The sequence below is a fragment of the Streptomyces sp. NPDC085944 genome, assembly GCF_040686295.1.
Lineage (GTDB): Bacteria > Actinomycetota > Actinomycetes > Streptomycetales > Streptomycetaceae > Streptomyces > Streptomyces salinarius.
The window spans coordinates 419474-445630 of the sequence record NZ_JBFBJX010000003.1 but is presented as its reverse complement, the minus strand read 5'-3'; the positions used below and the strand labels follow the sequence as shown (position 1 = coordinate 445630).

Here is a 26157-nt window from a genome sequence, read left to right as displayed (position 1 = left end):
GGCCGTTCAGGCACTGGGAGAGGCACGACTGCCCGCAGCGGCGGACGGGGGCGTTACGTTGCCAGGGTCACCTCTCTGTGGGCCGGGTCCTTCACCTCGCCGACGAGGAGTTCCAGTACGTCTTCCAGGGCGACCAGGCCCAGGACCCTGCCCGACGCGTCCGTGACCTGGGCCAGGTGGGTGGCTGCTCGGCGCATGACCGTGAGGGCGTCGTCCAGGGGGAGTTCGGGGCGGAGGACGGTCATCGGGCGCCACAGGTGCTGGGGGACGGCGCGGTCGGACTCCTCCAGGTCGAGGACGTCCTTGACGTGCAGGTAGCCCATGAAGGCGCCCTGTTCCGCCGCGATCGGGAAGCGCGAGTACCCGGTGCGGGCGGTGAGCCCGACGATCTCCCCCGGCGTGACCGAGGGGCTGACCGTCACCAGGGACTCCCGCGGGAGGAGCACGTCGGTCACCGGGCGGGAGCCCAGTTCCAGGGCGTCTTCCAGGCGTTCCTGTTCCTCCGGGTCGAGGAGGCCCGCCTGGCCGGCGTCCTCCACCAGGCGATTGAGCTGCTCGCTGGTGAACACGGCCTCGACCTCGTCCTTGGGCTCGACCTGGAAGAGCCGCAGGATGCCCTGCGCGCAGGCGCCGAGCGCCACGGTGATGGGCCTGCACAGGCGGGCGAAGGCGACGAGGCCGGGGCTGAGCCACAGCGCGGCCTTCTCGGGAGCGGCCATGGCGAGGTTCTTCGGGACCATCTCGCCGATGACCAGGTGGCAGAAGACCACGGCGGCCAGCGCGATGATGTAGCCGAGGGGGTGGATCATGCCGTGCGGCAGGCGGATCCACTCGAAGACCGGCTCCAGCAGGTGGGCGACGGTCGGCTCGGCGACGGCGCCGAGGGTCAGTGAGCAGACGGTGATGCCGAACTGGGCGGCGGCCATCATCTGGGGCAGCCGTTCCAGGCCGTACAGCACCTGCCGGGCGCGGGCGGTGCCGAGCGGTTCGATCTGGCTGCGGCGCACGGAGACGAGCGCGAACTCGGCGCCGACGAAGAAGCCGTTGGCGAGCACGAGCAGGGCGGCGAAGAGGAGTTGCAGGATGCTCATCGGGCGGCCTCCAGCACGGAGACCGGCGCGGTGCGCACCAGTCGTATCCGCTCGGCGCGGTAGTGGCCGACCTGGCGGACGGAGAGCCGCCAGCCGGGCAGCTCGGCGCGGTCGCCGACGGCGGGGATGCGGCCGAGCAGGTCGGCGACGAGTCCGGCCACCGTCTCGTAGGGTCCCTCGGGCGCCTGAAGGCCGACGCGGCGCAGGGCGTCCACGCGGCAGCTGCCGTCGACGTCCCAGGCGGGCCGGCCGTCCTCGGGCGGGGCGGGGGCCAGTTCGGGCGCGTCGAGGCCGTCGTGCTCGTCGCGGACCTCGCCGACGATCTCCTCGACGATGTCCTCCAGGGTGACGACGCCGGCGGTGCCGCCGTACTCGTCGACGACGACCGCGATGGGCTGCTCGCTGCGCAGCCGGGTGAGCAGCGGCCGCACGGGCAGGGTCTCGGGGACCAGCAGCGCCGGGCGGGCGATCCGGCCGGCCGGAGTGCGCAGCCGGTCGTGCACGGGGACGGCGAGGGCGTCCTTGAGGTGGACCATGCCGACGATCTCGTCGATCTTCTCCCGGTAGACCGGGAAGCGGGACAGACCGGTGGCGCGGGTCAGGTTGACGACGTCCTCGGCGGTGGCCGAGGCGTGCAGGGCGCTGACCTTCACGCGCGGGGTCATGACGTGCTGGGCGGTCAGTTCGCCGAGGGAGAGGGTCCGTACGAAGAGGTCGGCGGTGTCCTGTTCCAGGGCGCCGGCCCGGGCCGAGTGCCGGGCCAGGGAGACCAGTTCGCCGGGGGTGCGGGCGGAGGCCAGTTCCTCGGCGGGTTCGATGCCCAGAGTGCGGACCAGGCGGTTGGCCACGGTGTTGAGCGCGGAGATCACCGGGTGGAAGAGCCGGGCGAAGGCGTGCTGGGGCCCGGCGACGAAGCGCGCGACCTGCAGCGGCTTGGACACCGCCCAGTTCTTGGGCACCAGCTCGCCGATCACCATCTGGACCGCCGAGGCCAGCAGCATGCCGACGACGACCGACACACCGGACACGGCACCGTCGGGGACGCCGATCGCCGTGAAGGGGCCGTCGAGCAGTTGGGCGAGCGCCGGTTCGGCGAGCATGCCGACGACGAGGGAGGTGATGGTGATCCCGAGCTGGGTGCCGGAGAGCTGGAAGGACAGCTCCTTCAGGGACTCGACGACCCGGTGGGCGCGCCGGTCGCCGGCCGCGGCGGCCTGTTCGGCGTCGGGGCGTTCGACGGTCACCAGGCCGAACTCGGCCGCGACGAAGAAGCCGTTGGCGAGGATCAGCAGGAACGCGGCTGCCAGGAGCAGCAGTGGGGTGGTCATGAGGCCGCCGCCTGTGGGGTGTCACAGCAGGGGGCGGCGCAGGTACTGCAGGACGGTCCGTCCATCGCCGGAGGGAGTCACTCCTCGGGTAGCAGGAACCCCGCGCACCGGGCGGAGCGACGGGGGCGAGGACGCGACGCCCGCGTCCTGGTTCCCAGATTAATCACGAAAAGGGTGCCCGTGGCAGGGGCGGCGGCGCCGCGTCAGTCACGCGGGGCCTCGGGAAGGGCACCGGAACGGGCCTCCACGAGGTCGCGCAGGGCGCGTGCGTCGGCGAGGGCGCGCTGCCTGGCGATGCCCGGCTGGATGCCGAGCGCGGGCAGGCTGGTGCCGTCGCTGAGGTCGAGGAAGACCCAGGGGTCGCCCTGGCGGAGGTTGACCCGGAGGATCTCGGGCCAGGCGAGGTCCCGCCTGGCGGTCAGGTTCACCACGGTGACGCCCGTCTCGTCGGCGACGACGCGGGGCCGGGCCAGCAGGAGCAGCACGCCCGCCAGGAGCAGGGCGGTCAGTACGAAGCTGAGTCGCTCGCCGGGGCCGAGACCGCCGAGCAGCAGCCCGAGCGTCGTGACGGTCACGAAGGTGACGACCGCGAGGACGATCAGGACGGCCCGGGTGCGTCCCGGGCGGAAGGTGACGGGCAGGGCCGGCAGGTGGTCCGGCGGGGTGTCGGGCATGGTGTGGCTCCGGGTCGTGCTCGCGACGGGGAGGGGGTCAGAGCCGGCAGGCGTGAATGGCCGTGGTCAGGATGGCCCGGGCACCGATCTCGTAGAGGTCGTCCATGATCCGCTGGGCCTCCTTGGCGGGGACCATCGCGCGGACGGCGACCCAGCCCTCGTTGTGCAGCGGGGACACGGTCGGCGACTCCAGGCCGGGGGTGAGGGCGACGGCCTTCTCCAACTGCTCCACCCGGCAGTCGTAGTCCATCATCACGTACGTCCGGGCCACCAGGACGCCCTGGAGGCGGCGCAGGAACTGCTGGACCTTGGGCTCGGTGGTCGCGTCGGGCTCGGCGCCCGAGCGGCGGATGACGATGGCCTCGGACTTCATGATGGGCTCGCCGAAGACCTCCAGGCCCGCGTTGCGCAGGGAGGTACCGGTCTCGACGACGTCCGCGATGACCTCGGCGACGCCCAGCTCGATGGCGGTCTCGACGGCGCCGTCCAGGTGGACGACGGAGGCGTCGATGCCCCGGTCGGCCAGGTGGGCGGCGACGATGCCCTCGTAGGAGGTGGCGACGGTGCGGCCCTTGAGGTCGTCGATGCCGTTCGCCGTGCCGGGCTTGCCGGCGAAGCGGAAGGTGGAGCGGGCGAAGCCGAGCGGGAGGATCTCCTCGGCGTGGGCGCCGGAGTCGACCAGCAGGTCGCGGCCGGTGATGCCGATGTCGAGCTTGCCGGAGGAGACGTAGATCGCGATGTCGCGGGGGCGGAGGTAGAAGAACTCGACCTCGTTGGTCGGGTCGACGATCCGCAGTTCCTTGGACTCGCGGCGCTGCTGGTAGCCGGCCTCATGCAGCATCTCCCCCGCGGGGCCTGACAGGGAACCCTTGTTGGGGACGGCGATGCGCAGCATGAGGTCGGCTTCCTTTGCGTGAAGGGGGGTGAGAGGGCGTGCTGGGGGCTTACAGGTGGGCGTAGACGTCGTCCAGGGAGATGCCGCGGGCGACCATCATGACCTGGACGTGGTACAGCAGCTGGGAGATCTCCTCGGCGGCGGCGTCCTTGCCCTCGTGCTCGGCGGCCATCCAGACCTCCGCGGCCTCCTCGACGACCTTCTTGCCGATGGCGTGGACGCCCTTGTCGACCAGTTCGGCGGTGCGGGAGGTGGCGGGGTCGCCGTGGGCTGCCTTGTGCTGGAGCTCGGTGAACAGCTCCTCGAACGTCTTCTTGGACATGATGGCCCCCACTTTACGCGTGCCCCGACGGACCTAGCGCCACGGTTCGGATACTGAGCGGAGCGTGGCCGCCGTGGCGACGGCCGCGGTCACCGCCTCGTGGCCCTTGTCCTCGCTGGAGCCCTCGATGCCGGCCCGGTCCAGGGCCTGCTCCTCGGTGTCGCAGGTGAGGACGCCGAAGCCGACGGGGACGCCGGTCTCGACGGAGACCTGGACCAGGCCCTGGGTCACGCCCTGGCAGACGTAGTCGAAATGGGGGGTGCCGCCGCGGATGACGACGCCGAGGGCGACGATCGCGTCGTAGCCGCGGCCCGCGAGGACCTTGGCGACCACCGGAAGCTCGAAGCTGCCGGGGACCCTGAGCAGGGTGGGTTCGTCGATCCCCAGTTCGCGCAGGGCGCGCAGGGCGCCGTCCACCAGTCCGTCCATCACCTTGTCGTGCCACTGCGACGCGATCACGGCGACCCTGAGGTCCCCGACGTTGCGTACGGACAGTTCCGGTGCACCCTTGCCGCTCACGTGTCTCCTCGTCTCGCTTGCTTACTGGTTGCCGCAGGTGGACACGGCGGTCGTGTCCAGCCAGGGCAGGTCGTGCCCCATCCGGTCCCGCTTGGTGCGCAGGTAGCGGAGGTTGTGTTCGCCGGCCTGGACGGGCATCGGTTCGCGGCCGGTGACCGTGACGCCGTGCCGTTCGAGGGCGTCGCTCTTGTCCGGGTTGTTGGTCATGAGGCGGACGGCGCGCACGCCGAGGTCGGCGAGGATCTGGGCCCCGGCGCCGTAGTCGCGGGCGTCGGCGGGCAGGCCGAGTTCCAGGTTGGCGTCGAGGGTGTCGCGGCCGCGCTCCTGGAGTTCGTAGGCGCGCAGCTTGGACATCAGGCCGATGCCGCGTCCCTCGTGGCCGCGCAGGTAGACGACCACTCCCCGGCCCTCGGTCTGGATGCGGTCCAGGGAGGCGTCGAGCTGGGGGCCGCAGTCGCAGCGCTGGGAGCCGAAGACGTCGCCGGTGAGGCACTCGGAGTGGACGCGGACCAGGACGTCCCTCCCGTCGCCGATCTCGCCGTGCACGAGGGCGATGTGCTCGACGCCGTCGACGGTGGAGCGATAGCCGTACGCCGTGAACTCGCCGTGCTTCGTGGGCAGCCGGACCTCGGCCTCGCGGCGGACGGTGGGCTCCTCGCTGCGCCGGTAGGCGATCAGGTCCTCGATGGAGATGATCGCCAGGCCGTGCTTGCGGGCGAACGGGATCAGCTCGGGCAGCCGCAGCATGCGCCCGTCCTCGCCGGCGATCTCGACGATGGCGCCGGCCGGGCGCAGACCCGCGAGGCGGGCGAGGTCGACGGCGGCCTCGGTGTGGCCGCCTCGGACGAGGACGCCGCCGGGCCGGGCGCGCAGCGGGAAGACGTGTCCGGGGCGGACCAGGTCGCCGGGCTCGGCGGTGCCGCCCGCCAGGAGCCGGAGGGTGGTGGCGCGGTCGGCGGCGGAGATGCCGGTGCTGACGCCGTGGGCCGCGGTGGCGTCCACGGAGACGGTGAAGGCGGTCTTCATCGACTCGGTGTTGTCGTCGACCATTTGCGGGAGCCGGAGGCGGCCCAGTTCCTCGCCCTCCATGGGGGCGCAGATCAGGCCGCGGCACTCGCTCATCATGAAGGCGACGATCTCCTCGGTCGCCTTCTCGGCCGCGATGACGAGATCGCCCTCGTTCTCGCGGTTCTCGTCGTCGACGACCACGACGGGGCGGCCGGCCGCGATGTCGGCGACGGCCCGCTCGACCGGATCGAGGGCGAGGTCGTCGATGCCGTCGGGGCTGTAGAGGATGGGTGCCGTGGTCATGCGGGCGCTCCTTCCGGAAGGGGGCGGGCCGCGTTGCGCGAGCGCAGCCACCAGTCGCGCAGGCCCCACAGGACGAGCGCGCCGTAGAGGACGTAGACGAAGCCGGAGAAGGCGAAGCCGTTGGCGAAGTTCAGCGGGACGCCGACGAGGTCGACCAGCAGCCAGGCGAACCAGAACTCGACCATGCCGCGCGCCTGGGCGTACATGGCGACGACGGTGCCGACGAAGATGTACGCGTCCGGCCAGGGGTCCCAGGACAGGGTGGGGTAGGCGGTGAACAGGGCGCCCACCGCGAGGGTGCCGACGGCGGCCGCGGCGACCAGGGCGCCGCGTTCGCGCCAGGTGGCGAACCGTACGGCGACGGACCCGTCCTGCGTCTGCTGCCGGCCGCGGTTCCACTGCCGGAAGCCCCAGGCGGCGACGACCATGACGACGATCTGCTTGCCGGCGCTGCCGGAGAGGTGGGCGGTGGCGAAGGCCGCGAAGAGGACGAGCCCGGAGACGAACTGCACGGGCCAGGTCCAGATCGAGCGCCGCCAGCCGAGGGCGAGGCCGAGCAGACCGATCACGTTGCCGATCATGTCCGACCACTTGATGTGCTGGTCGAAGAGCGTGAACGCCTCGGAGTTGAGCCAGTTCACCGGGTGCCCCCCTGCGTGCCGAGCAGCCGCTCGACGTACTTGGCGATGACGTCGACCTCGAGGTTGACCGGGTCGCCGGGCTGCTTGATTCCGAGCGTGGTCAGGGCGAGGGTGGTGGGGATGAGGCTGACGGTGAAGAAGTCGGGCCCGGCGTCGACGACGGTGAGGCTGATGCCGTCGACGGTGATGGAGCCCTTCTCCACGACGTAGCGGGCGAGGTCGGCGGGCAGCGAGATCTTCACGATCTCCCAGTGCTCGGAGGGCTTGCGCTCAAGGATCTCGCCGGTGCCGTCGACGTGGCCCTGCACGATGTGACCGCCGAGCCGGGCGCCGACGGCGGTGGGGCGCTCCAGGTTGACGCGGGAACCGACGGCGAGGACGCCGAGGCTGGAGCGGTTCAGGGTCTCGGCCATCACGTCGGCGGTGAACTCGTCGCCCTCGTGGTCGACGACCGTGAGGCAGACGCCGTTGACGGCGATGGAGTCGCCGTGGCGGGCTCCTTCGGTGACCGCGGGGCCGCGCAGGCGGAAGCGACAGGCGTCGTCGAGGGTCTCGACGGCGGTGATCTCGCCCAGCTCTTCGACGATTCCGGTGAACACTTCCCGGGTCCTCCTGCCTCTTCGGGCACGGACTCCGGGGCTGTCGACGAACGACAGAAGGGACGGGCGGGAACACCGGGAGCGACGACGCCGGACGGGGCCCGCCCTGACGGACGTGCCCCAGAGATCGGCGGCGCGCACGTGTGCTCGCCCGCCGCGCACTGCCTCCCATCCGGACTTTAACCGTCGGTCCAGGAATTTCACCTGGTCAACCGGTCGCTGGAGGCGACCGGGTCGCGGACTGTAACCGCCGGTTCGGACTTTCACCGACCCCGGAGTGCGCTGCTTCTGGTACAGGGCCAGTGTGCCACGCCTGATCCTCCTTCATGCGGACAGAGCGTGTGGGGTGGCTCACAGGGCGGTCATCGCCGGATCCGGAGGGTGCCAACTGGGCGGGCGTGCCGTCACCTTGAGATTGGTCCATACCTATTGACTCACTGGTCTAGTCCTCTCTACTGTCTGCGCAACTTCCGTGGAGAGGAACCGACTGTGCCTTCCCCGTCACGCTCCAGATCCCGCCACAGAGCCGGGCCGGCCCTGTTCGCGGCGGCGGCCTCCGTCGCCGGCCTGCTGCTCGCCGGCCTCCCGGCGACCGCCTCCCAGGCCGCCGGCCAGGAGTCCTGCCGCCCCGACGGCCTGTACGAAACGCCCGGTGTCGACGTCCCCTACTGCTCGGTCTACGACTCCGCGGGCCGGGAGAAGATGGGCGCCGACCACCCGCGCCGGGTGATCGGGTACTTCACCGGCTGGCGCACGGGCAAGGACGGCAAGCCGGCCTACCTCGCCTCGGACATCCCGTGGGACAAGATCACCCACATCAACTACGCCTTCGCCCACGTCGACGGCGGCAACAGGCTGTCCGTCGGCTCGGACGGCGAGAAGAACGCGGCGACCGGCATGACCTGGCCCGGGGTCGCGGGCGCCGAGATGGACCCGGACCTGCCCTACAAGGGCCACTTCAACCTGCTCAACAAGTTCAAGAAGCAGCACCCGGACGTCAAGACGATGATCTCGGTGGGCGGCTGGGCCGAGACGGGCGGCTACTTCGCCGACGACGGCTCGCGCGTCGACTCGGGCGGCTTCTACTCGATGGCCACCAAGGCCGACGGCTCGGTCAACCAGGCCGGAATCGACACCTTCGCGGACTCGGCGGTCGACTTCGTCCGGAAGTACGGCTTCAACGGCGTCGACGTCGACTACGAGTACCCGACGACGATGAAGGACGCGGGCAACCCGCTCGACTGGTCCTTCGCGAACGGCCGCCGGGCCGGGCTGGTCAAGGGATACGCGGCACTGATGAAGACGCTGCGCGAGAAGCTCGACCGCGCGGGCGCCGCGGACGGCCGGCACTATCTGCTCTCCGTCGCCGCCCCGTCCTCGGGATACCTGCTGCGCGGCATGGAGACCTTCCAGGTCCAGAAGTACCTGGACTACGTCAACATCATGTCCTACGACCTGCACGGCGCCTGGAACGAGTACGTCGGCCCGAACGCCTCGCTCTTCGACGACGGCAAGGACGCCGAGCTGGCCGCCGCGGGCGTCTACGGCAGCGCCCAGTACGGGGGCATCGGCTATCTCAACACCGACTGGGCCTACCACTACTTCCGGGGCTCGATGCCGGCCGGGCGCGTCAACATCGGCCTGCCGTACTACACCCGCGGTCACAAGAACGTCCAGGGCGGCACCGACGGCCTGTGGGGCAAGGCCCCCGCGTCCACCTGCCCGGCGGGCTCCGGCCTGACCAAGTGCGGGGACGGCGCCGTCGGCATCGACAACCTCTGGCACGACCTCGACACCGACGGCAAGGAGTCCCCGGCGGGCTCGAACCCGATGTGGCACGCCAAGAACCTGGAGAAGGGCATCGTCGGCGACTACGTCACCGACTACGGCTTCCCGGCGGACACGAAGCTGACGGGCACCTACGCCCGCAAGTACGACGCGACGCTGGTCGCGCCCTGGCTGTGGAACGCCGAGAAGAAGGTCTTCCTGTCCACCGAGGACGAGCAGTCGGTCGGGGCCAAGGCCGACTACGTGGTGGACCGCGGCATCGGCGGCGCGATGATCTGGGAGCTGGCCGGCGACTACGGCTGGAACGCCGCCAAGGGCCAGTACGAGATGGGCGACACCCTCACCTCGCTGATGTACGACACGTTCAAGTCGGCGGCGCCCTACGGCGCGAAGAAGTCGAACGCGGACCTGCCGACCGAGGCCGTGGACGTGGACGTGGAGTTCACGGACTTCAAGCTGGGCGACTCCAACTACCCGATCACGCCCAAGCTGCGGATCACGAACCGCACGAAGACCGCGCTGCCGGGCGGCACGGAGTTCCAGTTCGACTACGGGACCTCGGCCCCGGGAAACGCCTCCGACCAGTCCGGTTTCGGGACCAAGGTCATCAGCAGCGACCACACGGGCGGCAACGCGGGCGGTCTGAGGGGTGACTTCCACCGGGTGTCGATGAAGCTGCCGGCGTGGCAGTCGCTGGCGCCGGGCGCGACCGTCGACCTGGCGTTCAACTACTACCTGCCCGTGTCGACCCCGTCGAACTGGACGGTGACGATCGACGGCAGGACCTACGCCCTGGCCGGCGACCTCGCCCGGGGCACGACGGTGGTGGACCCGGGCACGCAGACGCCGGCGCCCACGCCGACGGACACCCGGTCCCCGACCCCCGGCCCGAGCCCGACGGACGGCACCGGGCAGTGCGCGGCCCCGGCCTGGGACGCGGCGGCGTCGTACGGCGGTGGCACCACGGTGTCCCACCAGGGGCACACGTGGAAGTCCAAGTGGTGGACGAAGGGCGAGGAGCCCGGAACCACCGGTGAATGGGGTGTCTGGCAGGACCTCGGCGCCTGCTGACCCCCCACCCGAACGGACCCGGCGGCGGTGACGAAGGCCCTTGCCCGCCGCCGGGTCCCCCCAACGCACCCTGCCGGGCATGGGCGGGCGGTGCGGATGAGCGGACGGGCGTGGCTGGGGGCGGGGCTCGGAGCGCTCGCGGGCGGCCAGGTGCTGCCGGGGCTGTGGGTCCTGCTGCTGCCCGAGCTGTCTGGACGTGGCCCCGGGTGTCGCACCTGCCGCCCTACAACGGGCACCTGCTCCGGGACTCCGGCGGCGCGTCGCTCGCGCTCGCCGTGGTGCTGTGCGCGGCGGTGGCGACGATGGAACGCCGCCTGGTGCTCACGGCGCTGACGGCCTACCTGGTCTCCTCCCTCGCCCGCCTCCTGTTCCACGCCTCGCACCTGGAGCCCCTGTCGGCGGCGAGCGCCGCGGGCTTCATGGTCCTGCTGGGCCCGGCGTCCTGCTCCCGGCGGCCCTGGTGTGGTTGGCGGCGGACGGCACGGCGTTGCGAACTCGACCCGGCGGGACGGCAGCCGGCGCCCTGAGGACACCGGCGCGCTACCAGCACACAGGGGCCCTTCTTCCTGGCCCTGCACTTCTTCGGGCCGCGCCCGCCCTACATGCTGCCCGACGAGCACGGGCACGCCCCGGGCGTACCACCGCTCCCCGTCCGAAGCGCCGCGGGCTACCGCTCCGGTGGGGCGAAGAGGTCGTCCTGGGCTCGGTCGCGGGCGGTCAGCAGGGCGCCGCGCAGGACCGCGCCGCCGCCAAGAGTGCTCGGCCGCACCTCCGTGGCCAGCGGGGACATCCGGGCGAGGCGGCGTCGGACCCGGTCGGCGAGGGCGTCGGCGCCGGCCCGGCCGACCTCGCCGGCGAGGACCAGGCAGCCGGGGTCGAGGACGGAGACGACGGCGGCGGCGCCCAGGACGACGCGGTCGGCGAGGGCGTCGAGGAACCGTCCGGCAGCCGGGTCGGCGCCGGAGGCCGAACGGCGTACCGCCTCCCTGACCAGGGTGGCGGCGTACGGCTCGGGCCCGGTGGACGGTGCCGTCAGCCCGTGCTCCGCCGCCAGGGCGGTCACCGCCGCCGCCCCCGCCACGGAGTGGAAGCCGCCGTCGCAGTCGGTGGCCGACGGCAGGCCCGCGGTGCCCGGCACCGGCATGAAGCCGATCTCGCCGGCTCCCCCGGACACGCCCCGGCGCAGGGTGCCGTCGAGGACGACGGCGGCGCCGATGCCGAGGCCGAGCCAGAGCAGGACGAAGGTGTCCCGGTCCCGGGCGGCACCGTCGCGCTGTTCGGCCAGGGCGGCGAGGTTGGTCTCGTTCTCGACGCCGACCCGGGCATCGGGGAACTTCTCCTGGAGCGCGGCCATCAGCCGGCGGTGCCACTCGGGCAGCCCGGAGGAGTCGCGCAGTTCGCCGCCGACGGGGTCGATCAGGCCGGGCGCGCCGATGCCGACGGTGTGCAGCCGGTCGGCGCCGGCCTCCTTGACCGCGCGTTCGACCAGGCTCACCGCCTGCTCCACCGCGGGACCGGTGCCGGAGTGGTCGTCGATGGGCACGGAGCCCTCGGCGAGGACCCGGCCGAGCAGGTCGGAGACGAGCACGGCGACGCTCTCGGTGCGCACGTCGAGGGCGGCGAGGTACGCGCGCTCGGCGACGATGCCGTACAGCTTGGCGTTGGGCCCGCGGCGCTGCTCCCCGGACTCCCCCGCCACCTCGATCAGTCCGGAGGCGGTGAGGCGTTCGACGAGGTCGGCGACGGTGGGCCGGGACAGGCCGGTCAGTTGCTTCAACCGGCCTGCCGTCAACGGGCCCTCCTGCTGGAGCAGACGGAGGGCGAGCCGGTCGTTGATGGCCCGGGCGGTGCTCGGGGATGCGGGCATGCCGGGATCCTTCCAGATCGGTGGCGCGGAGGCGCGCGCCGGTAATCCACTATCTATCAGGCAGGCTCCCTGATAGTTTACGCCGCGCGTCGCACGCACCGCCGCGCACCGAGGACACGGAGGGGTGGACCATGAGCACAGGGACCTACGGGCGAGGCGAGGTGAAGCGCGCCCGGTACGCGGTGGCGGCCGTGTTCGCCGTGCACGGCTCCGTCACCGGCTCCTTCGCGACCCGTGTGCCGTGGATCCAGGACCACGCCGACGTGAGCGCGGGCCAGTTGGGGCTGGCGCTCGCCTTCCCAGCGCTCGGCGCCTCGCTCGCCATGCCGCTGGCCGGCCGCGTCACCCACCGCTTCGGTGCCCGCGCCGCCCTGCGCATCCTGTTGGCGCTGTGGACGCTGGCGCTGGCGCTGCCCTCCCTCGCCCCGAACCTGGTCACCCTGTGCCTCGCCCTGTTCGTCTACGGCGCCACGGCGGGCATGTCGGACGTGGCGATGAACGCGCTCGGCGTGGAGACCGAGAACCGTCTCGACAGGTCGATCATGTCCGGGCTGCACGGCATGTGGAGCGCGGGCGCGCTGATCGGATCGGCGGCCGGCACGCTCGCCGCCCACCTGGGCACGGACGCCCGCACGCACCACCTCCTCGCCGCCGCCGTGCTGACCGCGACGGGCCTGGTCGCCTGCACGTGGGTACTGGACCTGCAGCCCGCCGAGGACGAGGACCCGCCGCCCCGGTTCGCGCTCCCGCCGAGGTCGGCGGTGCTGATCGGCGCGGTCGGATTCTGCGCGGTGTTCGCGGAGGGCGCGAGCCTGGACTGGTCGGCGGTCTACCTGCGGGACGAACTGGAGACCTCGGCCGGCCTGGCGGCGGCGTGCACAACGGGCTTCACCTTGACCATGGCGCTGAGCCGGCTCGTCGGCGACAGGGTCGTGGACCGGTTCGGCGCGGTGCGCACGGTCCGGGTGAGCGGGGTACTGGCCGCCCTCGGCGGGCTACTGGTCGTGGTCGGGGGCCATCCGGCGGTGGCGATGACCGGCTTCGCGCTGATGGGCCTCGGCATCGCCGTGGTCGTCCCGCTCTGCTTCGCCGCGGCCGGCCGGGCCGGCTCCAACCCCAGCCTGGCCATCGCGGGCGTCGCCACCATCACGTACACCTCGGGCCTGGTGGCACCGAGCGCGATCGGCGGTCTGGCCCAGGCGACCAGCCTGGTGGTGTCCTTCGGCCTGGTGACCCTGCTGGTCTGCTGCCTCGTGGTGTTCGCGCGGGTGCTGCGGGCCGGGGACCGGAACCGGCCGACGATCAGTCCGCCGGCCGCAGAAGTGCCCGGCCGGCGGTCCTGAACGCCTCGCTCCACGGCGCCGGACGCAGCGTCCGGGCGTCCAGCCGGACCAGCACCCGGGTGCCGCGGGCGTAGGTGGTGGCGCCGTCCGCCGAGCAGAGCCGGAAGCCGTAGGTCAGCCCGGTGGTGCCGAGCCGGTCCAGCCACAGGTGGACGGCGTACGCGCCCGGCCGCGTGACCGGCGCCTCGTAGCCGATCGTCAGTTCCCTGACCGCGTTGCAGGCGTCGCCGGCCGCTTCCCAGTCGCCCTCGAACCGGACTCCGCGCCCGGCCCACAGCTCGGTCCAGGCCCGCTCGACCAGCACGGGGTAGCGGGCGTTGTGCAGCAGCCCGAGGGCGTCCAGGTCGTCGAAGTGGACGGTGACGGGGACGAGCCGGCCGTACGGCAGGGCGGACGGGGCGGGGGCGGCGGGCGCTTCGGCGGTCACGGTGGGCTCCTGGGTGGTGCGTGGTGGTACGCGCGGCGTCGTCGTACGGGGACCGGGACCATCCTAAGCGGACGCTCAGGACGCCCTTCGGGGAAGGGTGCAGGTCAACCGCACGGCCGGGCACCCCCGACAATGGTCCGGACAGTCCTCACGTACAGAGAAAGCGAAACCTCACCATGGACCTCGGCGTGCGCTGGAAGCTGCATGGCACTCACTCAAAAGCACGCCGTGTCTGACGTGCAGCGATAGGCGCACCGAACGCGCTGCGGCCCCGGTCCGTCTTTTTGCGGAGACGAGAGACCGGGGCCGCTGCTGTCACCTCACCCTGTGTGGGGCACGGGATCGGTGACGGCGGTACCGCACCCGTGCAGAGGGGAGCGGAATTCATCATCCCCCTGAATCACGGTCAGTACGTGCAGAGGGCATATTCGTCACGATGCTGATACGAACTGTTCGATTAGGTGACGCACCGTATAGCGCGCCGCTTCATGATCATAAAAAGCCTGCTGGCACCAGGCTGACACGGAATCATGCCCCGCACACCGTTGCCGGGTGCCACAAGATCCCCCCGATGACGGATTCGAACGCGAAGCGCAGCGCATCGGCCGCCGAATCCGCGACGTCCGCGAGCAGCACGGCCTCACCCAAGAGCGCGTCTTCCTCGCCGTGCCGATGAACCGGGCCCATTACCAAGACGTCGAGGCTGGCCGAGCAAACCCCACCTTGCGGACCGTGTGGCGCATCGCCTGCGCGATCGGCGTACCCGTGCGAGACCTGGTGGAGTGAGCGGCCCGCCCCCGACGGGGGACGCGGGGGCGGACCGCAGTACGGGTGACGCCGTCAGAGGACGGCGCGCCAATCTCCTCGGGCGAGCCGGGTCTCGCCCTCCGGGGTGATGAGCGCGCGGGCCCCGCGGGCGGGCAGCTCGCCGTGCTGCAGCCAGTACGCCCGCAGGTCGTCGAGGACGTCCCACAGGCGGCGCGGGCCGCCCTGGTGCACGACGGTCGGTTGCCCACCGATCGACACCGCTCGGGCCCATGAGCCGTCGGCGTGCGCCATGACAGCGGTACGCCGACGCCCGTCGTCCTGGTAGGCGTGCTCGACGCCGGGCGCGGTGATGCCGAGCATCGAGTCGAGGTCCCACGCGTTAGCGACGTCGACGACCGGATACGGGCTGGTCGTCACGTCCTCGCCGTCGATCTCGTGCGCCACCGCCAGGAGTCCTGACGCGCCGGCCGGGTAGTCGGCGCCGTGCCGAACGGGCATGAATCCGGCCCGGTCCCACTCCACGCGCCCGACCGCGGCTCCGTCCTCCCGTTTCTCCGCGGTGAGGATCAGCGACGTCCCGGCAATCGTGGTGACCAGCCGGCCGCCGGTGCACAGCGCGGCCAGCCAGCCGGGCGGCACGGTGCGTACCGCGACGGTGGACACGATCCGGTCGAACTTCCCGGCCTTCGCGGGGAGTGGCCCGGTCGCGTCGACCGCTTCGACGGTGGGGCGCAGGCCGATGGTGGCGAGGCGGTCCCGGGCGGCGTCGACGAGGTAGGGGTCGACGTCGATGCTCGTCACGGCCCCGTCGCCGAGACGCTGGGCGGCGAGCGCCGTGCCGTAGCCGCTTCCCGTGCCGACGTCGAGCAGCTCGTCGCCGTCGTCGATCCGCGCGTGCTGGAACATCGAGACGACGAGACTCGGCAGCGTCGCCGAGGACGTCGGCCGGCCCGCCGGGTGGTCGTCCGCCTTCGCCCGGTCGGCGTGCAGGTCCCCGACGCGGGTGATCAGCGACCGGTCGGCGTAGGCGGCCGGGTACCACTGCGACTCGTTCACCGGCTCGCGCAACTCCCAGCGCTCCCCGTCGGCCTCCCACCAGGTGGGCACGAACACGTGCCGGGGGGTGCGGGCGACCGGCCCCCGCCACCGCGAGGACCGGTGAGTCACCCGGGAGGCGAGGTCTGCGGCTGCGGTTTCCCAGATCACGCGGGCTCTCCGAGGGCGGGCGTCGGGTTCGGGGCGTAGTACGCAGGATCGCACGCCGGGGTCCTCGCCGGGTCGCAGTCGTTGGAGTCGGCCGGGGTGCAGCCCGCCGTCGGCGCGGACCGCCGCGGGATGCTCGCTGCCGTGTTCGCCCACTGCTGCCCGCCGAACACGGCGGCGAGCCCGTCGGTCTTCGCGTTGCCCGTCTTCAGGAAGCGTCCCAGCACGCACGGGGTGACGGTGCCGTCGGTCATGACCGCGGCCCGCCCGTCCGCGCACCGGCCGCACAGATCCGCGGTGCTGGGCATGTGTACCTCGCCCCGGCCCACCGAGCGGACGCGGTCGACGTTCACCGTGCGGACGCCGAGGGCGAGCAGCTCGTCGCGGGCCTGCGCGGTGCGTTGCCCGTCGAACACCTCGACGATGCCCACCTGCAGCGGGATACCGCGCTGTACGGCCTGGACGATGTTCGCGCGGGTCGCGGCATGGGAGCCCCGGCGGCCGGTCACCCGCTCGTGTTCCTCGGCGACGTCGCTGTAGTACGACGTCGCCAGGGACACCCGGGGGTGAGCGAACAGCGTCCAGTGGTCCAGCTTCACCCGATAGAGGTTGCTGTAGACCTGCACGTCGAGGCCGACGCCGAGCGCGCGGTGCACGAGGGCCTCGAACTGGGGGTGCATGGTGGGCTCGCCGCCGATGAACTGGACCCTTTCGACGCCGATCGCGGCGGCCTCGGTGATGAGGTTCTTCCAGTCGTCGGCGGTCATGCTGCCGTGGCTCTCGGTGGGGCCCGCCTTGGCGTAGCAGAGGGTCGGGCAGGTGAGCTGGCACTTCCCGGTGATTTCCAGTTCGAGGAACTGGGGGGCATGCCGAGTGGGTGCCTCGGGGGTGATCGTCACGGGGTCCTCCGTAGGGTCTGCTGGTGGTCTGCGAGGGCGTTCGCGGTGCGGGCCAGACGGACGGCGACGGACAGGCGCACCAGGTCGGTGTCGCCGTCGCCGAGACGGAGCCGCATGCGTGCCTCCCCGATGCACGCGAGAGCGCACGCCCGGGGCACGTCGTCGGCGGGCAGCGTCCTGGTGATGGCTTCCACGGCAGGGATGAGGCTGGCGATGTGGTCGCGCAGCGTCGTGGTCACCTGCGCGAGGTCGTCGGGCGCCGGCGGTTCGACGTCAGCGGCGAGCAGCGGGCGGGCCGTAGCGCGCACCGTGGCAATGTCCGGCGGCGCGGAGACTCTCCCAGCGGTGGCCATGTCGACGGGCTGCTGCGTCGCCTTCACCTGGTCACCGCCTGTCGGCGGGCGGGAAGACCGAGCAGGAACGCGACGCGGTCGGCGGTGGCCGGCTCGTCGCCGTGCTGTCCGATCTCGTATCCGTAGTCGGTGAGGTAGCAGTCGCCGCTGTCGGTGACGTGCTCGCCGACACGGTCATGCAGGGGATTCGTCACGCTAAGCGTGCCATCGTCCTGTTTCTTGACAGACAGCCCGCGCGCCGTGAGTTGGTCGGCCAGAATGGCCGATGCGGTCATCGCGTCCATGGGTAGATTGCACCGCCCCGCGTACGGCTGCGGGATCTGACAACCTATGACACGGAGTTGATCATGTCTCTAGCTGCGGCGATCACCGGCACGCGGCAGACCGGACACCGGGAACTTGCCTGGTTCGGCGACCTGTTCGGCCAGTACCTCGCCCCGTGGGCAACACCCGACACCCAGTTCTACATCGGCGGCGCCCGCGGCATCGACAGCCTGTCGCTGCTGTGGCTCGCCGGGAACTCCCGTTCCCGGATCACGATCGTCGTACCGGGCACCGTCGCGCAGCAGCCTGCCGAAGCCCGGCAGGCGATCGAGCGGTGCCGCGACCGGATCGACGGAGTCGTCGAGTTGGGCGCCGCCGAGCTGCGAACGCCCGCGTTTCACGCACGGAACCGGTACATGGTCGACCGCGCCGACATGGTGCTCGGGTTCCCCCTCGAAGGCGCCGAGGGCGCCTCGGGGACCTGGCAGACGATCAACTACGCGGCCGCGCAGGGGAAACCTCGCCTGATCGTGCCCGTGTGACCACGCCAGCGTGCATCATGTCGGTATGAGCGCGCACGACAGACTCGTCGGAGCCGCCACACTCAAGCGGTTACGCCTCGCCCGTGGCTGGTCCCTCGCGGACACCGCCCGAGCCGTGATCCGCACAGCGGCCGACCTCGGGCAGCCGCTCGACGCGAGCGTCGCGAGTGTGCAGCGGTCCGTCGCACGGTGGGAGTCCAAGGCACCCGTTCTGCCCGCAGAGCGGTATCAACTCCTGCTCGCCCACCTGTACGCCCGGGGACCCCACGGGCGCATCGTCCTCGGCCCCGGGTCCGACGTCGCCGAACTGCTCGACGCGCTCGCGCACCTCGGCGAGAGCGAGCGGCGTCTCGACGAGCTGCGGACACTGCTGCTGCGCACGGCGACCGACAGCGGCGCCGGGATGCTCGCGCTGCTCGGCCCGTCTGTCGAGGGCGGCCTGTCGGCGGCGCTCACCGATCCCGGCCGCCTCGACGAGGGTGTCGTCGACGCGCTGCGCGCCGTCGTCGTCGACGTGAACGGGCGGGTCGGTTCGCTGCCGTTCGTGCGGCTGCAGCTGCTGCTGTCCCCCGTGATCGAGTCGTGCCGCCGACTCCTCGACGGACCGGTGCCCGACGCGCTGCTGCCCGACCTGCAGACGGTCGCGGCGCAGGCGTACACGCTCGGCGGCCGGCTCGCGTTCGAGACCCGAGACGACGGCGCATCCCGTGCCCTGTACGCCGCGGCGACGACAGCAGCCGGGGCCGTGGGCGCGCCGTGGCGGCGGTCGGTCGTCCACATGAGTCACGCCCTGGTCACCCTGTACTCGACGCCCGGCCTGGACGCGGCGCAGCAGCTCGTCGACGCCGCGGTGCGGGATGCTCGCGCGGGTGGCAGCGTGACGATCCGGGCTCGGGCGCACGCGCTGCAGGCGGAGATCGCGGCCCGGCGCGGTGTGCAGAAGAGCGCGCAGGCTGCGCTCGCCCTCGCGTGGTACGACATGGACAGCGACCGGGATGGCGACCCGGCGGGCACGTCGTTCTCGGTGGCGCACCTGCGCGGGTTCGAGGGCGTCACGTCGCTGTACGTCGGTGATCCGACTGTGGCGCACGACTACTTCGCCGGTTCCGCTGCGGCAATGACGGCGCCGCGCGAGCAGGTGCAGCGGGCGATCGTGTCGACGGATCAGGCCCTCGCCCGGATCCGGCTCGACGAACCGGAGTCGGCGGCCGGTCTGCTGCACGGGTGCATCGACGCGGCGTCGTCGACGGGCGGCAGGGTGGCGTCGATCCGGCTGCGGCGGGCTCGCCGGGAGTTGCGGCCGTGGCGGCGCGAGGACTGGTTCGCTGATCTCGACGACCATCTGATCGACTCGCTCGGCGCGTAGCCGAACCTCGAGGTTTGTCGTCAGTGTGACGCTAATGCTCGAGTCTCTCCAAACGCACGAAAGCGCCCCTGCCCGGCCAGTGGCCAGACAGGGGCGGTGTCTTCTATCCCCGCATCGGCGGGGAGCAACGTGCCTATGCCCTTAACGAGGGCCATCCCCCGCAGGTGCGGGGACTACTCGAAGTACCAAGCAGGAACACCCCCGCGTCGGCGGGGAGCAACCGCCGGGTTTCCCCGATGGTGATGGCAGCATGGCACAAGCCACTGACAGCGCGCAGCCGCTCACGCGATCCGACGGCGCTCGGCAGGCAGCGCGAGCGGCCCCGCGGACGGGGCGGGCGTGTCAGGTGGCGGTGCGCCGTCGCGGCGGCAGACGAGCGCATCGGGGTCCCACTCGGGCGCCTGCAGGCTGTACCCGTCCGGGCAGGTCTGCCCGTCGCGTCCGTCCTTGCCGTCGGCGCCGTCCTTCCCCGCCGGGCCCGCTGGGCCGGCCGGTCCCTGCGGCCCCTGGGGACCGATCGGCCCGGGCGGGCCGGTGACTGTCGCCCCCGGGTCGCCCGGCGCACCCTCGCCGCCGTCCTCGCCCGCCGGACCGGGCGGACCAGGTGATGGCGGCGGGGCGTCCTTGCCCGGCTCACCCTTCGGGCCGCGCGGCCCGGGCGGGCCGGGGATCGGCACCGGTACCTCGGCACGGTCCGGCAGATCCTCGACCGCCCGCGCCGGGTCCGGCGCCGCCGGCGTCTTCCCCTCGGCCGACACCTGCGCCCGCAGCACCCGCACGTCACCGGCGAGCGTCGACACGGCATCGCCGCGTTTGTTCGCCTCGGCGGCGAGCGCGTCCGCGCGGCGAGCCTCGGTGTCGATCCGCAGCCACACCAGGACGATCGCGCCGGCCAGCACGAGCAGCACCGCGGCGGCCGCGAGGGACCGCCATCGCTGCGCGAGGATCGGTGGCTGTGCGTGGCGCTTCACGTGGGCTGTCCCCCTAGCTCGACGATCCGCTCGCGCAGTCGCGCGTTCTCTGCGGTGAGTTCTGCGATCCGCGTCTGCAGCGCCGCCTTGTCGGCGCGCTCACTGGCGAGTTCGGCGTACGCCGCGGCGAGCAGCCGATCGTTCTCGACGAGCTTCGTCTGCGCCTTGTCCCGCTCCTCCTGCAGGTTGTCGACGAGCGATGAGTACCCGCCGAGGACGGCACCGCTGTGGTTCGCACGGTTCTCGCCGCGCTTGCCGATCAGGGCGCCGATTGCAGCCGCGAGCCCGACGGCGATGGTTCCGACGGCGCCGAGCTGCGCAGCGTCCACGGGCGGCCTCCGATGGTGCGATGAGGTGTAAGCGCGGCCGGTCGGCCCGTGTCACCCGAGCGTGGTCGGGCCGCCCGGCAGAGTCGTGCCGGTCGGCCGCGCCACGGTTTCGGTGATGCCCGGCCCTTCGGTGCCGCCGCTCGTCGCGATCGCGGTGAGCACGGCGAGGGCGGCGGCGAGTCCGCCGATCCCGAACGCGTCGCCCCAATCGACGTCAAGCAGCCCGAGCCCGTCGGCGCTCACGGCGCCGAGGGTGCCCTGTGCGAAGGTGCGCACCGCGCGCTCGCCGGTGGCCTTCCAGAATGCTCCGGTGGTCAGGGACATGTGCCTGTCCTATCTGTGAGGTGTAGCGCTGGTGTGGGTCAGGCGACGACGGTGAACCCGTGCTTCGCGCCGAGCGCCTTGAGCGTCGTCATGCCGGGCGTGCCGTCGGCGTCGCCGCCGGGCTGCGTGCCGTGGTACCCGCGGCGCTGCTGCCACAGGCTGTAGGCGCTCTTCGTGGCCGTGCCGAAGTGTCCGTCCGCGTAGCCAGACGACAGCAGGCCCTCGGCGACGAGCGCCTTCTCGACGTACTCGGTCGGCGCGTATGAGACCGGCGTGCCCTTCTTCGGCGGGTCGGTCTTCGACGCCTTGATCAGCTTGGCGAGGCTGACGGACTTCTTCACGGTCGCGGCCCCGGACGGCAGCTTGATCTTCTGCCCCACGGCGATCTTGTCCGGGTTGTTGATCCCGTTCAGCGACACGAGCGCCTTCGTCGTCGTGCCGTGCTTCGAGGCGATCCCGGACAGGGTGTCGCCCTTCTTGACCGTGTAGGTACCGCCCGCCGCCGACGAGCCGCCGCTGCTCGCCGCCTTGTACTTCGGGCGACCGAACCCGGCGATGTCCGCGACGACGCGCGTGCGGCGGGCGCACACGTTCGCCGTGTTGCCCTCGATCGTGTACACGTACTTGTGGTCGGCGGACACCCCGGTGACGATGCCGACGTGGTCGATCGCACCGATCGACGACGAGCCTGCCCAGTCGAAGAACACGATGTCGCCGCGCCGGATCCCCGAGTTCTTGATGCCGTTCGTCATGGCGTGCCACTCGCCGGCGTCCTTGAACCGCTGCGCGTGCGCGACGGTGTACGCGTAGTCGGTGCCGTGCAGCACCGCGTCGCGCTCCCCGGCCTGCGTCGCCCAGTACGTCACCGCGGCGTTGCACCACGGGAAGTTGTAGTTGTAGGCGGCGCCGTTGCGCTGCCGGTACCACGTCTGTATCGCGTTCGGCTCGCCGAGGCCGATGGACTTCTCGGCCTGCGCGATCATCCCTTCGAGGCTCATGCCTGCGCGCCCCCGTCCTCGGTGGTGTCGTCGGCGGCCGGGGCGTCGTCCTCGGCGGCGGGCTCGTCGGCCGGCTCGCCCTCGTCGCCCTGGTCGTCGACGGCGGCGTCGCTGCCGCTGTGGTAGCCGGCCATGTCTGCCGGGCCGTACTGCTCGGCGAGCAGCTGCTGCTCGTTGTCGACGGTCGACCCGTTGCCGGTGCGCACCAGGTGCGCCGCCTGCTCTTCCTGGTCGCCGAGCCGCTCGGGCACCGGCCGTTCGGTGTCACCCATGGGTGAGCCCCCTTCGTGGGCATGAAAAAGCGCCCCTGCCGGTCGGCGAGGGGCGTGCGTGTGGTGTGGGCGGCGTGCGGTCAGGCGACCTCGAAGAGCACCCACCCGACGACCGAGGTGTCGGTGTTGCTGCTCGACGTGATCGTGAATCCGACGCCCGGGTTCTTCGTGACGGACAGGTGCCCGGGCGCGCCCCCTGCGGCCTGCCGGAACGGCATGACGCGCGTGTTCGCGGTCACGCTGGTGTTGGCCACGGTGACCGTGCCCGCGGCGAGCGTCGAGACGCCCATGCGGGCGTTGGGGCCCTCGGCAATTGCGATGCCGCCGCCCGCGGCGCCGAGGTTGAGCGCCTTGGCCTGGCCTGCCCAGATGTTCCACTGCCCGGCCGACTGGCCGGACGCGGCGGCCAGGTAGCCGGCGACGTCCAGGTTGCCGGCGACGTCGGTCGGCGGGGCGAACTGGTCGACGAACGTGTCGCTCGTGCCGACGCGCTCGGCGATGTTCAGGCCCCGGCGCAGGATGGCGTTGCCGCCGCCGTCGGACCAGCCGGCCGTGTCGGCGTGCAGGAAACCGGCGTCAACGGACACGTACGTGCAGCCGGTGAATCGGGCGCCGAACTGCGGGCTGTTCTCCTGCGTGCCGTCGTCGTCCACCCCGGGATAGCAGGTGAGCAGACCGACGATGACGGGCACCGTGGCACCGTTGCAGGCGAACCCTGCGTAGTTGCCGCCGCCCGCGCCGTTGTTCCGGCCGTCGCGTCGAGTGTGGATGTTCTCGAACTGCAGGACCGGGTTACCGGTCGCGTCGACCAGGAAGCCGTTGGCGCCGTTGCGGTCGGTGCTGCAGCCGCTGAAGAGCATGCCGCCGCTGCCCGTGCCCGTGGCCCAGTCCCCGGTGATGTGCCAGCCGTTGCCGACGTTCCACTCGGACCTGCAGCCGATGGCGTGCGAGTTGGCGGCGTTGGCGATCTCGAAACCGTTCGCGCCGCAGCCGATGGCCTGGCAGTCCATGAGGCTGATGTCCGTCATCACCTCGAACGCGTAGCCGTGCCAGCCCACGTTGTCGACCATGACCCTGGTCAGGCGCCAGCTGTACGGGAACCGGCCTGCGTTGGCCTCGGTGTGGATGCCGGCGCCGGTCACCCGGCGCACGGTGACGTCCCGCAACATCACGTTCTGGATGTTGCCCGCGGCCCTGATCCCGTCGACACCCGGGGCGGCGACGTCCGCGCCGTCGATCATCACGCACACGATGCGGTGCTCGGCGCTGATCGTGGCGTACCCGCCGCGGATCTCATCGACAAAGAAGATCACTGCCTCGCCCTCGAAGGTGGCGAGGGGCTTGATGTAGCAGAAGGGGTCAGTGAGGTTCGGAACGGCCATCAGGTTGGAGTGCGTACCCATGAGCGTGACCGCGGGCGGGATCGTCAGCGGCGCCGACGTGCGGTACCCGCCGGCGGGCAGGTAGACAATGCCGCCCATCGGGCAGTCGTCGAGCGCGGCCTGCAGTGCGATGGTGTCGTCGGTGTTGCCGTCGCCCTGCGCCCCGTAGTCCTTCACGTTGAGCCAGTCGCGCACTGAGCCGGACGCGACAGCCGCACTGTCCGCGTCGCGCGGCTTCATCCATACGCGCGCGGCGCCGCCCGCGCTGGCCCACATGAGCGTGACGTCGGGCGGGCCCTGGAACTCGGGTAGCAGCCCGAACTCGTCGGCGGTGATCTCGGCGACCGCGGTGCCGCCCGCAGCGATCAGGTCGGTGTACTGCACGCCGCCCTCGGCCGTCGAGTAGAAGGTGACGGTCGCGCCCGGCGCGACGCCCCACAGCCCGTCTCTGGGCTGCACGAGGTAGTCGGCGATGCCGCCGCCGTAGGTGTACCGGGGCATGTGTCACACCGTCCAAGTCATCGTTGCGGCCTTGACCTCGTCGCCGCTCCCGATGTCCACATGCTGACTGAGCCAGATCTGCCCGGCCCGCGCGTTACCGCGGGGGTAGATCGTGGCGTGCGCCATCGATGCTGTGGTCTCACCGGTGACGTAGAAGTCCCAGTACTGATAGCGGGTGTGCGGCACGTAGTCGGACGGGATGACGACCGGCAGTTGACTCTCGGACGACGCGGGGAGCGTGGTCCGGAATCGCCTCCACCCGCCGGTGCGGAGCCACACCGCACCGCCGCGCTGTTCGAGTACCGAGTCCCCCAGGTTGGTCCAGTTCGGGTTAGTCAGTTTCTGCAGTACGACCTCGCCGCTGTCCTGGTAGACGATGCGCCACGCGGCCCCGTCCCACAGCATGATCCGCCGGGTGTCGGTCTCGAAGCACTGCTCACCGATGCGCGGGTTCGGGTTGCGAGTGGTCGACGTGCACGGACGGCAGCGCGTACCGACGTACAGCTCGGCGCGGGTCACGGTCACCGACGACGCCCCGCCGAGGACGCGCGCCTGCGCGAGAGGGACCTCGTAGACGCCCGTGTCGCCCGTCTCTTGCGTCAGCGACGGCGGCCCGGCGCCGGGCGTGCCGACGACCTTGTCCGCTCGCACGGTCCAGTCGTCCCGGTCGAGCCGTAGCACGATCCAGTCGACTCGGGGCTGCGACGCCACGTTCGCGGGCAAGGGCACGTTGGTCGTGGTGCCGCCCGAGTACCAGCCGTGCCCGCGGACGGACGCGGCCACGTCTGCGCGGACGTTGACGGACAGTCCCGTGCCGGGGGTGACGACCTGCGTGTCGCCGGGGTCCCCGTACACCCCGTCGTCGGAGAACCGCGCCGACAGCCGCTCGTACTCAATGTCGCTCACCTCCCGGTTGTTCGCCGGGTCGGGCACGCTGCTCTGTACCACTCTCTACCTCGCTTCGATCCTGCCGAGCCTGCGGCCCAGCTCGCGGACTAGTTGCACGACCTGCGGGTCGGACGTCGCGGACGGGGACCCGACGAGCGCGGTCACGTGCTCACCGCTCTTCGGCGTGGCCTGCAGATGGATCGACCGCACCAGGTCGACGACCTCGACGCCGGTCGGCAGCATCACCGTGACGCGGTCGCCGAGCCCGTAGTCGCGGCCCGCCCGCAGGCCCGGAGTGTCGACGGTGACCGTCGCGAGTTCGACGGGCGCCGAGCCCTGCGCAAGCGCCTCGGTTCCGTCCTGCGTCAGCTCGCCGGCCGCGTCGTTGTCGGCGCTGCCGTTCACGAGCTGCTCGACGCGCCACCAGATGGCGGCGGCGGCCGTGTCGGCGACCTCGACGTATGCGCGCGGGGTGACCTGGTCCGAGCCGGTCACCAAGGCATGCGTCACGGTCGGCGCGCTCTGCTTGTAGGTGACCGCCCGCAGGTTCCCGAGCCCCTCACTGAACCGGGCTGTTTTGGTGCGGTCGGCCGGCTGGTACACCTCGAACTCGATGCCCGTGCTGGTCTGCCGGGTGCGGAACCCGATCCCGCCGCCGTCGATGGCGACCCGCCGGCAGGTGGCGAGCAGCCCCTCGAAGCGGGTGTTCACGCTCGTCGTGCTGCCCACCCCGGCGGCCGCGGCGAGCGCGAAGTTCGGGATGCGCCGGTCGGTGCGCGCGGTCGGCCCGCAGTTCTCGGTGACCAACTGGCGGATGATCGTCTCGGCGTTGGCGTTGAGGATCTGCCGGGCCGTGGCAGGCTGCGCCGTCCACGCGGACGCGGGCGCTGGCCACGTCAAGTAGCCCGCCGGCCGGGCGAGGTCGTCGGTGAAGTTGACGGTGACCCGGCCGGGCGGCGCCTCGCCCTCGGTGCCGACGCCGTAGGAGAGATCCTGCGGGATCTCCATTGGCCCGGCGCACCACACCTGCTTGTCGCGGATGACGACGAGCCGGCGGCCTGCCTGCAGCTGCGCCATCGTGGCCGGGTACGCGGGCAGTGCCACGCTGCCGGACGCGGGTTCGTTGAACCGGGTTGTCACGTCGAGGTCGGTCCAGTCGCCGAGCGGGTCGCCCTGCGGCACGAGGTCCTCGTCGGTGACGAGTAGCTGTATGGCCACCGG

The 26157-nt window shown here is 71.8% G+C and carries 29 protein-coding genes and 1 riboswitch; of the genes, 6 read left to right on the top strand and 23 right to left on the bottom strand.

All coding sequences use genetic code 11. The features are described from left to right. Positions 1–53 precede the first annotated feature (53 nt). From AB0P07_RS08520 to AB0P07_RS08480, 9 genes are all read right to left on the bottom strand, one after another. Complete coding sequence (locus AB0P07_RS08520) at positions 54–1091, bottom strand: hemolysin family protein (protein WP_365546927.1); 1038 nt, start codon at positions 1089–1091, stop codon at positions 54–56. After that, positions 1088–2419: a hemolysin family protein gene (locus tag AB0P07_RS08515; protein ID WP_125633288.1), complete on the bottom strand. Its 1332-nt coding sequence runs from the start codon at positions 2417–2419 to the stop codon at positions 1088–1090. The genes AB0P07_RS08520 and AB0P07_RS08515 overlap by 4 nt, the downstream gene beginning before the upstream one ends. Positions 2420–2622: 203 nt before the next feature. Beyond that, positions 2623–3093 (bottom strand): PH domain-containing protein, encoded by a 471-nt coding sequence (locus AB0P07_RS08510; protein ID WP_365546923.1) that lies wholly within the window; start codon positions 3091–3093, stop codon positions 2623–2625. Positions 3094–3130: 37 nt separating this feature from the next. Next, entirely contained in the window at positions 3131–3988 is an 858-nt protein-coding gene (hisG, locus tag AB0P07_RS08505; RefSeq protein WP_365546920.1) for an ATP phosphoribosyltransferase, read from the bottom strand. A gap of 49 nt (positions 3989–4037) precedes the next feature. Then, on the bottom strand, positions 4038–4310 hold the full coding sequence (locus tag AB0P07_RS08500) for a phosphoribosyl-ATP diphosphatase (RefSeq protein WP_030380826.1): 273 nt from the start codon (positions 4308–4310) through the stop codon (positions 4038–4040). A 33-nt stretch (positions 4311–4343) separates the two neighbouring features. Next, complete coding sequence (gene ribH / locus AB0P07_RS08495) at positions 4344–4829, bottom strand: 6,7-dimethyl-8-ribityllumazine synthase (protein ID WP_052837924.1); 486 nt, start codon at positions 4827–4829, stop codon at positions 4344–4346. A 21-nt stretch (positions 4830–4850) separates the two neighbouring features. Then, positions 4851–6140: a bifunctional 3,4-dihydroxy-2-butanone-4-phosphate synthase/GTP cyclohydrolase II gene (locus tag AB0P07_RS08490; RefSeq protein ID WP_365546915.1), complete on the bottom strand. Its 1290-nt coding sequence runs from the start codon at positions 6138–6140 to the stop codon at positions 4851–4853. Continuing rightward, the gene (locus AB0P07_RS08485; RefSeq protein ID WP_365546912.1) at positions 6137–6781 is read right to left on the bottom strand and encodes a nicotinamide mononucleotide transporter family protein; all 645 of its coding nucleotides are present in this window, start codon (positions 6779–6781) and stop codon (positions 6137–6139) included. Before AB0P07_RS08485 ends, AB0P07_RS08490 begins: the two co-directional genes overlap by 4 nt. Then, a complete protein-coding gene (locus AB0P07_RS08480; protein WP_061445808.1) occupies positions 6778–7380 on the bottom strand; it encodes a riboflavin synthase in 603 nt (200 codons plus the stop codon). The genes AB0P07_RS08485 and AB0P07_RS08480 overlap by 4 nt, the downstream gene beginning before the upstream one ends. Positions 7381–7534: 154 nt before the next feature. Then, positions 7535–7665: riboswitch (FMN riboswitch) on the bottom strand. 204 nt (positions 7666–7869) lie between these two features. Between AB0P07_RS08480 and AB0P07_RS08475 the strand changes: the two genes are divergently transcribed. After that, positions 7870–10239 (top strand): chitinase C-terminal domain-containing protein, encoded by a 2370-nt coding sequence (locus AB0P07_RS08475; RefSeq protein ID WP_365546909.1) that lies wholly within the window; start codon positions 7870–7872, stop codon positions 10237–10239. A gap of 206 nt (positions 10240–10445) precedes the next feature. Next, positions 10446–10766 carry a hypothetical protein gene (locus AB0P07_RS08470; protein WP_365546906.1) on the top strand — a complete coding sequence of 107 codons (321 nt, stop codon included), beginning with the start codon at positions 10446–10448 and terminating at the stop codon, positions 10764–10766. 140 nt (positions 10767–10906) lie between these two features. Here the strand turns inward: AB0P07_RS08470 and AB0P07_RS08465 are convergent, their stop codons facing one another. Then, complete coding sequence (locus tag AB0P07_RS08465) at positions 10907–12106, bottom strand: ROK family transcriptional regulator (protein WP_365546903.1); 1200 nt, start codon at positions 12104–12106, stop codon at positions 10907–10909. Positions 12107–12237: 131 nt separating this feature from the next. Here AB0P07_RS08465 and AB0P07_RS08460 point away from each other — a divergent pair, with 131 nt between their 5' ends. Next, the gene (locus tag AB0P07_RS08460) at positions 12238–13449 is read left to right on the top strand and encodes an MFS transporter (protein ID WP_365546900.1); all 1212 of its coding nucleotides are present in this window, start codon (positions 12238–12240) and stop codon (positions 13447–13449) included. Here AB0P07_RS08460 and AB0P07_RS08455 read toward each other — a convergent pair. Next, on the bottom strand, positions 13409–13876 hold the full coding sequence (locus AB0P07_RS08455) for a thioesterase family protein (protein WP_365546897.1): 468 nt from the start codon (positions 13874–13876) through the stop codon (positions 13409–13411). The genes AB0P07_RS08460 and AB0P07_RS08455 overlap by 41 nt on opposite strands. A 552-nt stretch (positions 13877–14428) precedes the next feature. On the opposite strand from AB0P07_RS08455, the gene AB0P07_RS08450 reads away from it, so the two are divergent. After that, a complete protein-coding gene (locus AB0P07_RS08450; RefSeq protein WP_365546895.1) occupies positions 14429–14662 on the top strand; it encodes a helix-turn-helix transcriptional regulator in 234 nt (77 codons plus the stop codon). 54 nt (positions 14663–14716) lie between these two features. On the opposite strand, the gene AB0P07_RS08445 is transcribed toward AB0P07_RS08450, so the two are convergent. From AB0P07_RS08445 to AB0P07_RS08430, 4 genes are all read right to left on the bottom strand, one after another. Next, positions 14717–15850 carry a methyltransferase domain-containing protein gene (locus AB0P07_RS08445; protein WP_365546892.1) on the bottom strand — a complete coding sequence of 378 codons (1134 nt, stop codon included), beginning with the start codon at positions 15848–15850 and terminating at the stop codon, positions 14717–14719. Next, positions 15847–16746, bottom strand: coding sequence for a radical SAM protein (locus AB0P07_RS08440; protein WP_365546889.1), 900 nt, complete (start codon positions 16744–16746; stop codon positions 15847–15849). Before AB0P07_RS08440 ends, AB0P07_RS08445 begins: the two co-directional genes overlap by 4 nt. Continuing rightward, complete coding sequence (locus AB0P07_RS08435; RefSeq protein WP_365546886.1) at positions 16743–17054, bottom strand: DUF6415 family natural product biosynthesis protein; 312 nt, start codon at positions 17052–17054, stop codon at positions 16743–16745. The genes AB0P07_RS08440 and AB0P07_RS08435 overlap by 4 nt, the downstream gene beginning before the upstream one ends. Before the next feature lie 68 nt (positions 17055–17122). Then, entirely contained in the window at positions 17123–17383 is a 261-nt protein-coding gene (locus AB0P07_RS08430) for a hypothetical protein (RefSeq protein WP_365546883.1), read from the bottom strand. Between the two features lie 63 nt (positions 17384–17446). On the opposite strand from AB0P07_RS08430, the gene AB0P07_RS08425 reads away from it, so the two are divergent. Further along, positions 17447–17905 (top strand): hypothetical protein, encoded by a 459-nt coding sequence (locus AB0P07_RS08425; protein WP_365546880.1) that lies wholly within the window; start codon positions 17447–17449, stop codon positions 17903–17905. A 25-nt stretch (positions 17906–17930) separates the two neighbouring features. Continuing rightward, positions 17931–19271 (top strand): hypothetical protein, encoded by a 1341-nt coding sequence (locus AB0P07_RS08420; RefSeq protein ID WP_365546877.1) that lies wholly within the window; start codon positions 17931–17933, stop codon positions 19269–19271. A gap of 281 nt (positions 19272–19552) precedes the next feature. Here AB0P07_RS08420 and AB0P07_RS08415 read toward each other — a convergent pair whose 3' ends face one another. From AB0P07_RS08415 to AB0P07_RS08380, 8 genes are all read right to left on the bottom strand, one after another. After that, the gene (locus tag AB0P07_RS08415) at positions 19553–20242 is read right to left on the bottom strand and encodes a collagen-like protein (RefSeq protein ID WP_365546875.1); all 690 of its coding nucleotides are present in this window, start codon (positions 20240–20242) and stop codon (positions 19553–19555) included. Further along, positions 20239–20571 (bottom strand): hypothetical protein, encoded by a 333-nt coding sequence (locus AB0P07_RS08410; RefSeq protein WP_365546872.1) that lies wholly within the window; start codon positions 20569–20571, stop codon positions 20239–20241. Before AB0P07_RS08410 ends, AB0P07_RS08415 begins: the two co-directional genes overlap by 4 nt. Before the next feature lie 51 nt (positions 20572–20622). Continuing rightward, positions 20623–20895 (bottom strand): holin, encoded by a 273-nt coding sequence (locus AB0P07_RS08405; protein ID WP_365546869.1) that lies wholly within the window; start codon positions 20893–20895, stop codon positions 20623–20625. 38 nt (positions 20896–20933) lie between these two features. Then, complete coding sequence (locus AB0P07_RS08400) at positions 20934–21893, bottom strand: LysM peptidoglycan-binding domain-containing protein (protein WP_365546866.1); 960 nt, start codon at positions 21891–21893, stop codon at positions 20934–20936. Beyond that, positions 21890–22165 carry a hypothetical protein gene (locus tag AB0P07_RS08395; protein WP_365546863.1) on the bottom strand — a complete coding sequence of 92 codons (276 nt, stop codon included), beginning with the start codon at positions 22163–22165 and terminating at the stop codon, positions 21890–21892. Before AB0P07_RS08395 ends, AB0P07_RS08400 begins: the two co-directional genes overlap by 4 nt. Positions 22166–22245: 80 nt before the next feature. Continuing rightward, positions 22246–24048 (bottom strand): glycosyl hydrolase family 28-related protein, encoded by a 1803-nt coding sequence (locus AB0P07_RS08390; RefSeq protein ID WP_365546860.1) that lies wholly within the window; start codon positions 24046–24048, stop codon positions 22246–22248. 3 nt (positions 24049–24051) lie between these two features. After that, on the bottom strand, positions 24052–24954 hold the full coding sequence (locus AB0P07_RS08385; protein ID WP_365546857.1) for a hypothetical protein: 903 nt from the start codon (positions 24952–24954) through the stop codon (positions 24052–24054). A gap of 45 nt (positions 24955–24999) precedes the next feature. After that, positions 25000–26154, bottom strand: a complete 1155-nt coding sequence (locus tag AB0P07_RS08380; protein WP_365546854.1) for a siphovirus ReqiPepy6 Gp37-like family protein — start codon at positions 26152–26154, stop codon at positions 25000–25002. Positions 26155–26157 lie beyond the last annotated feature (3 nt).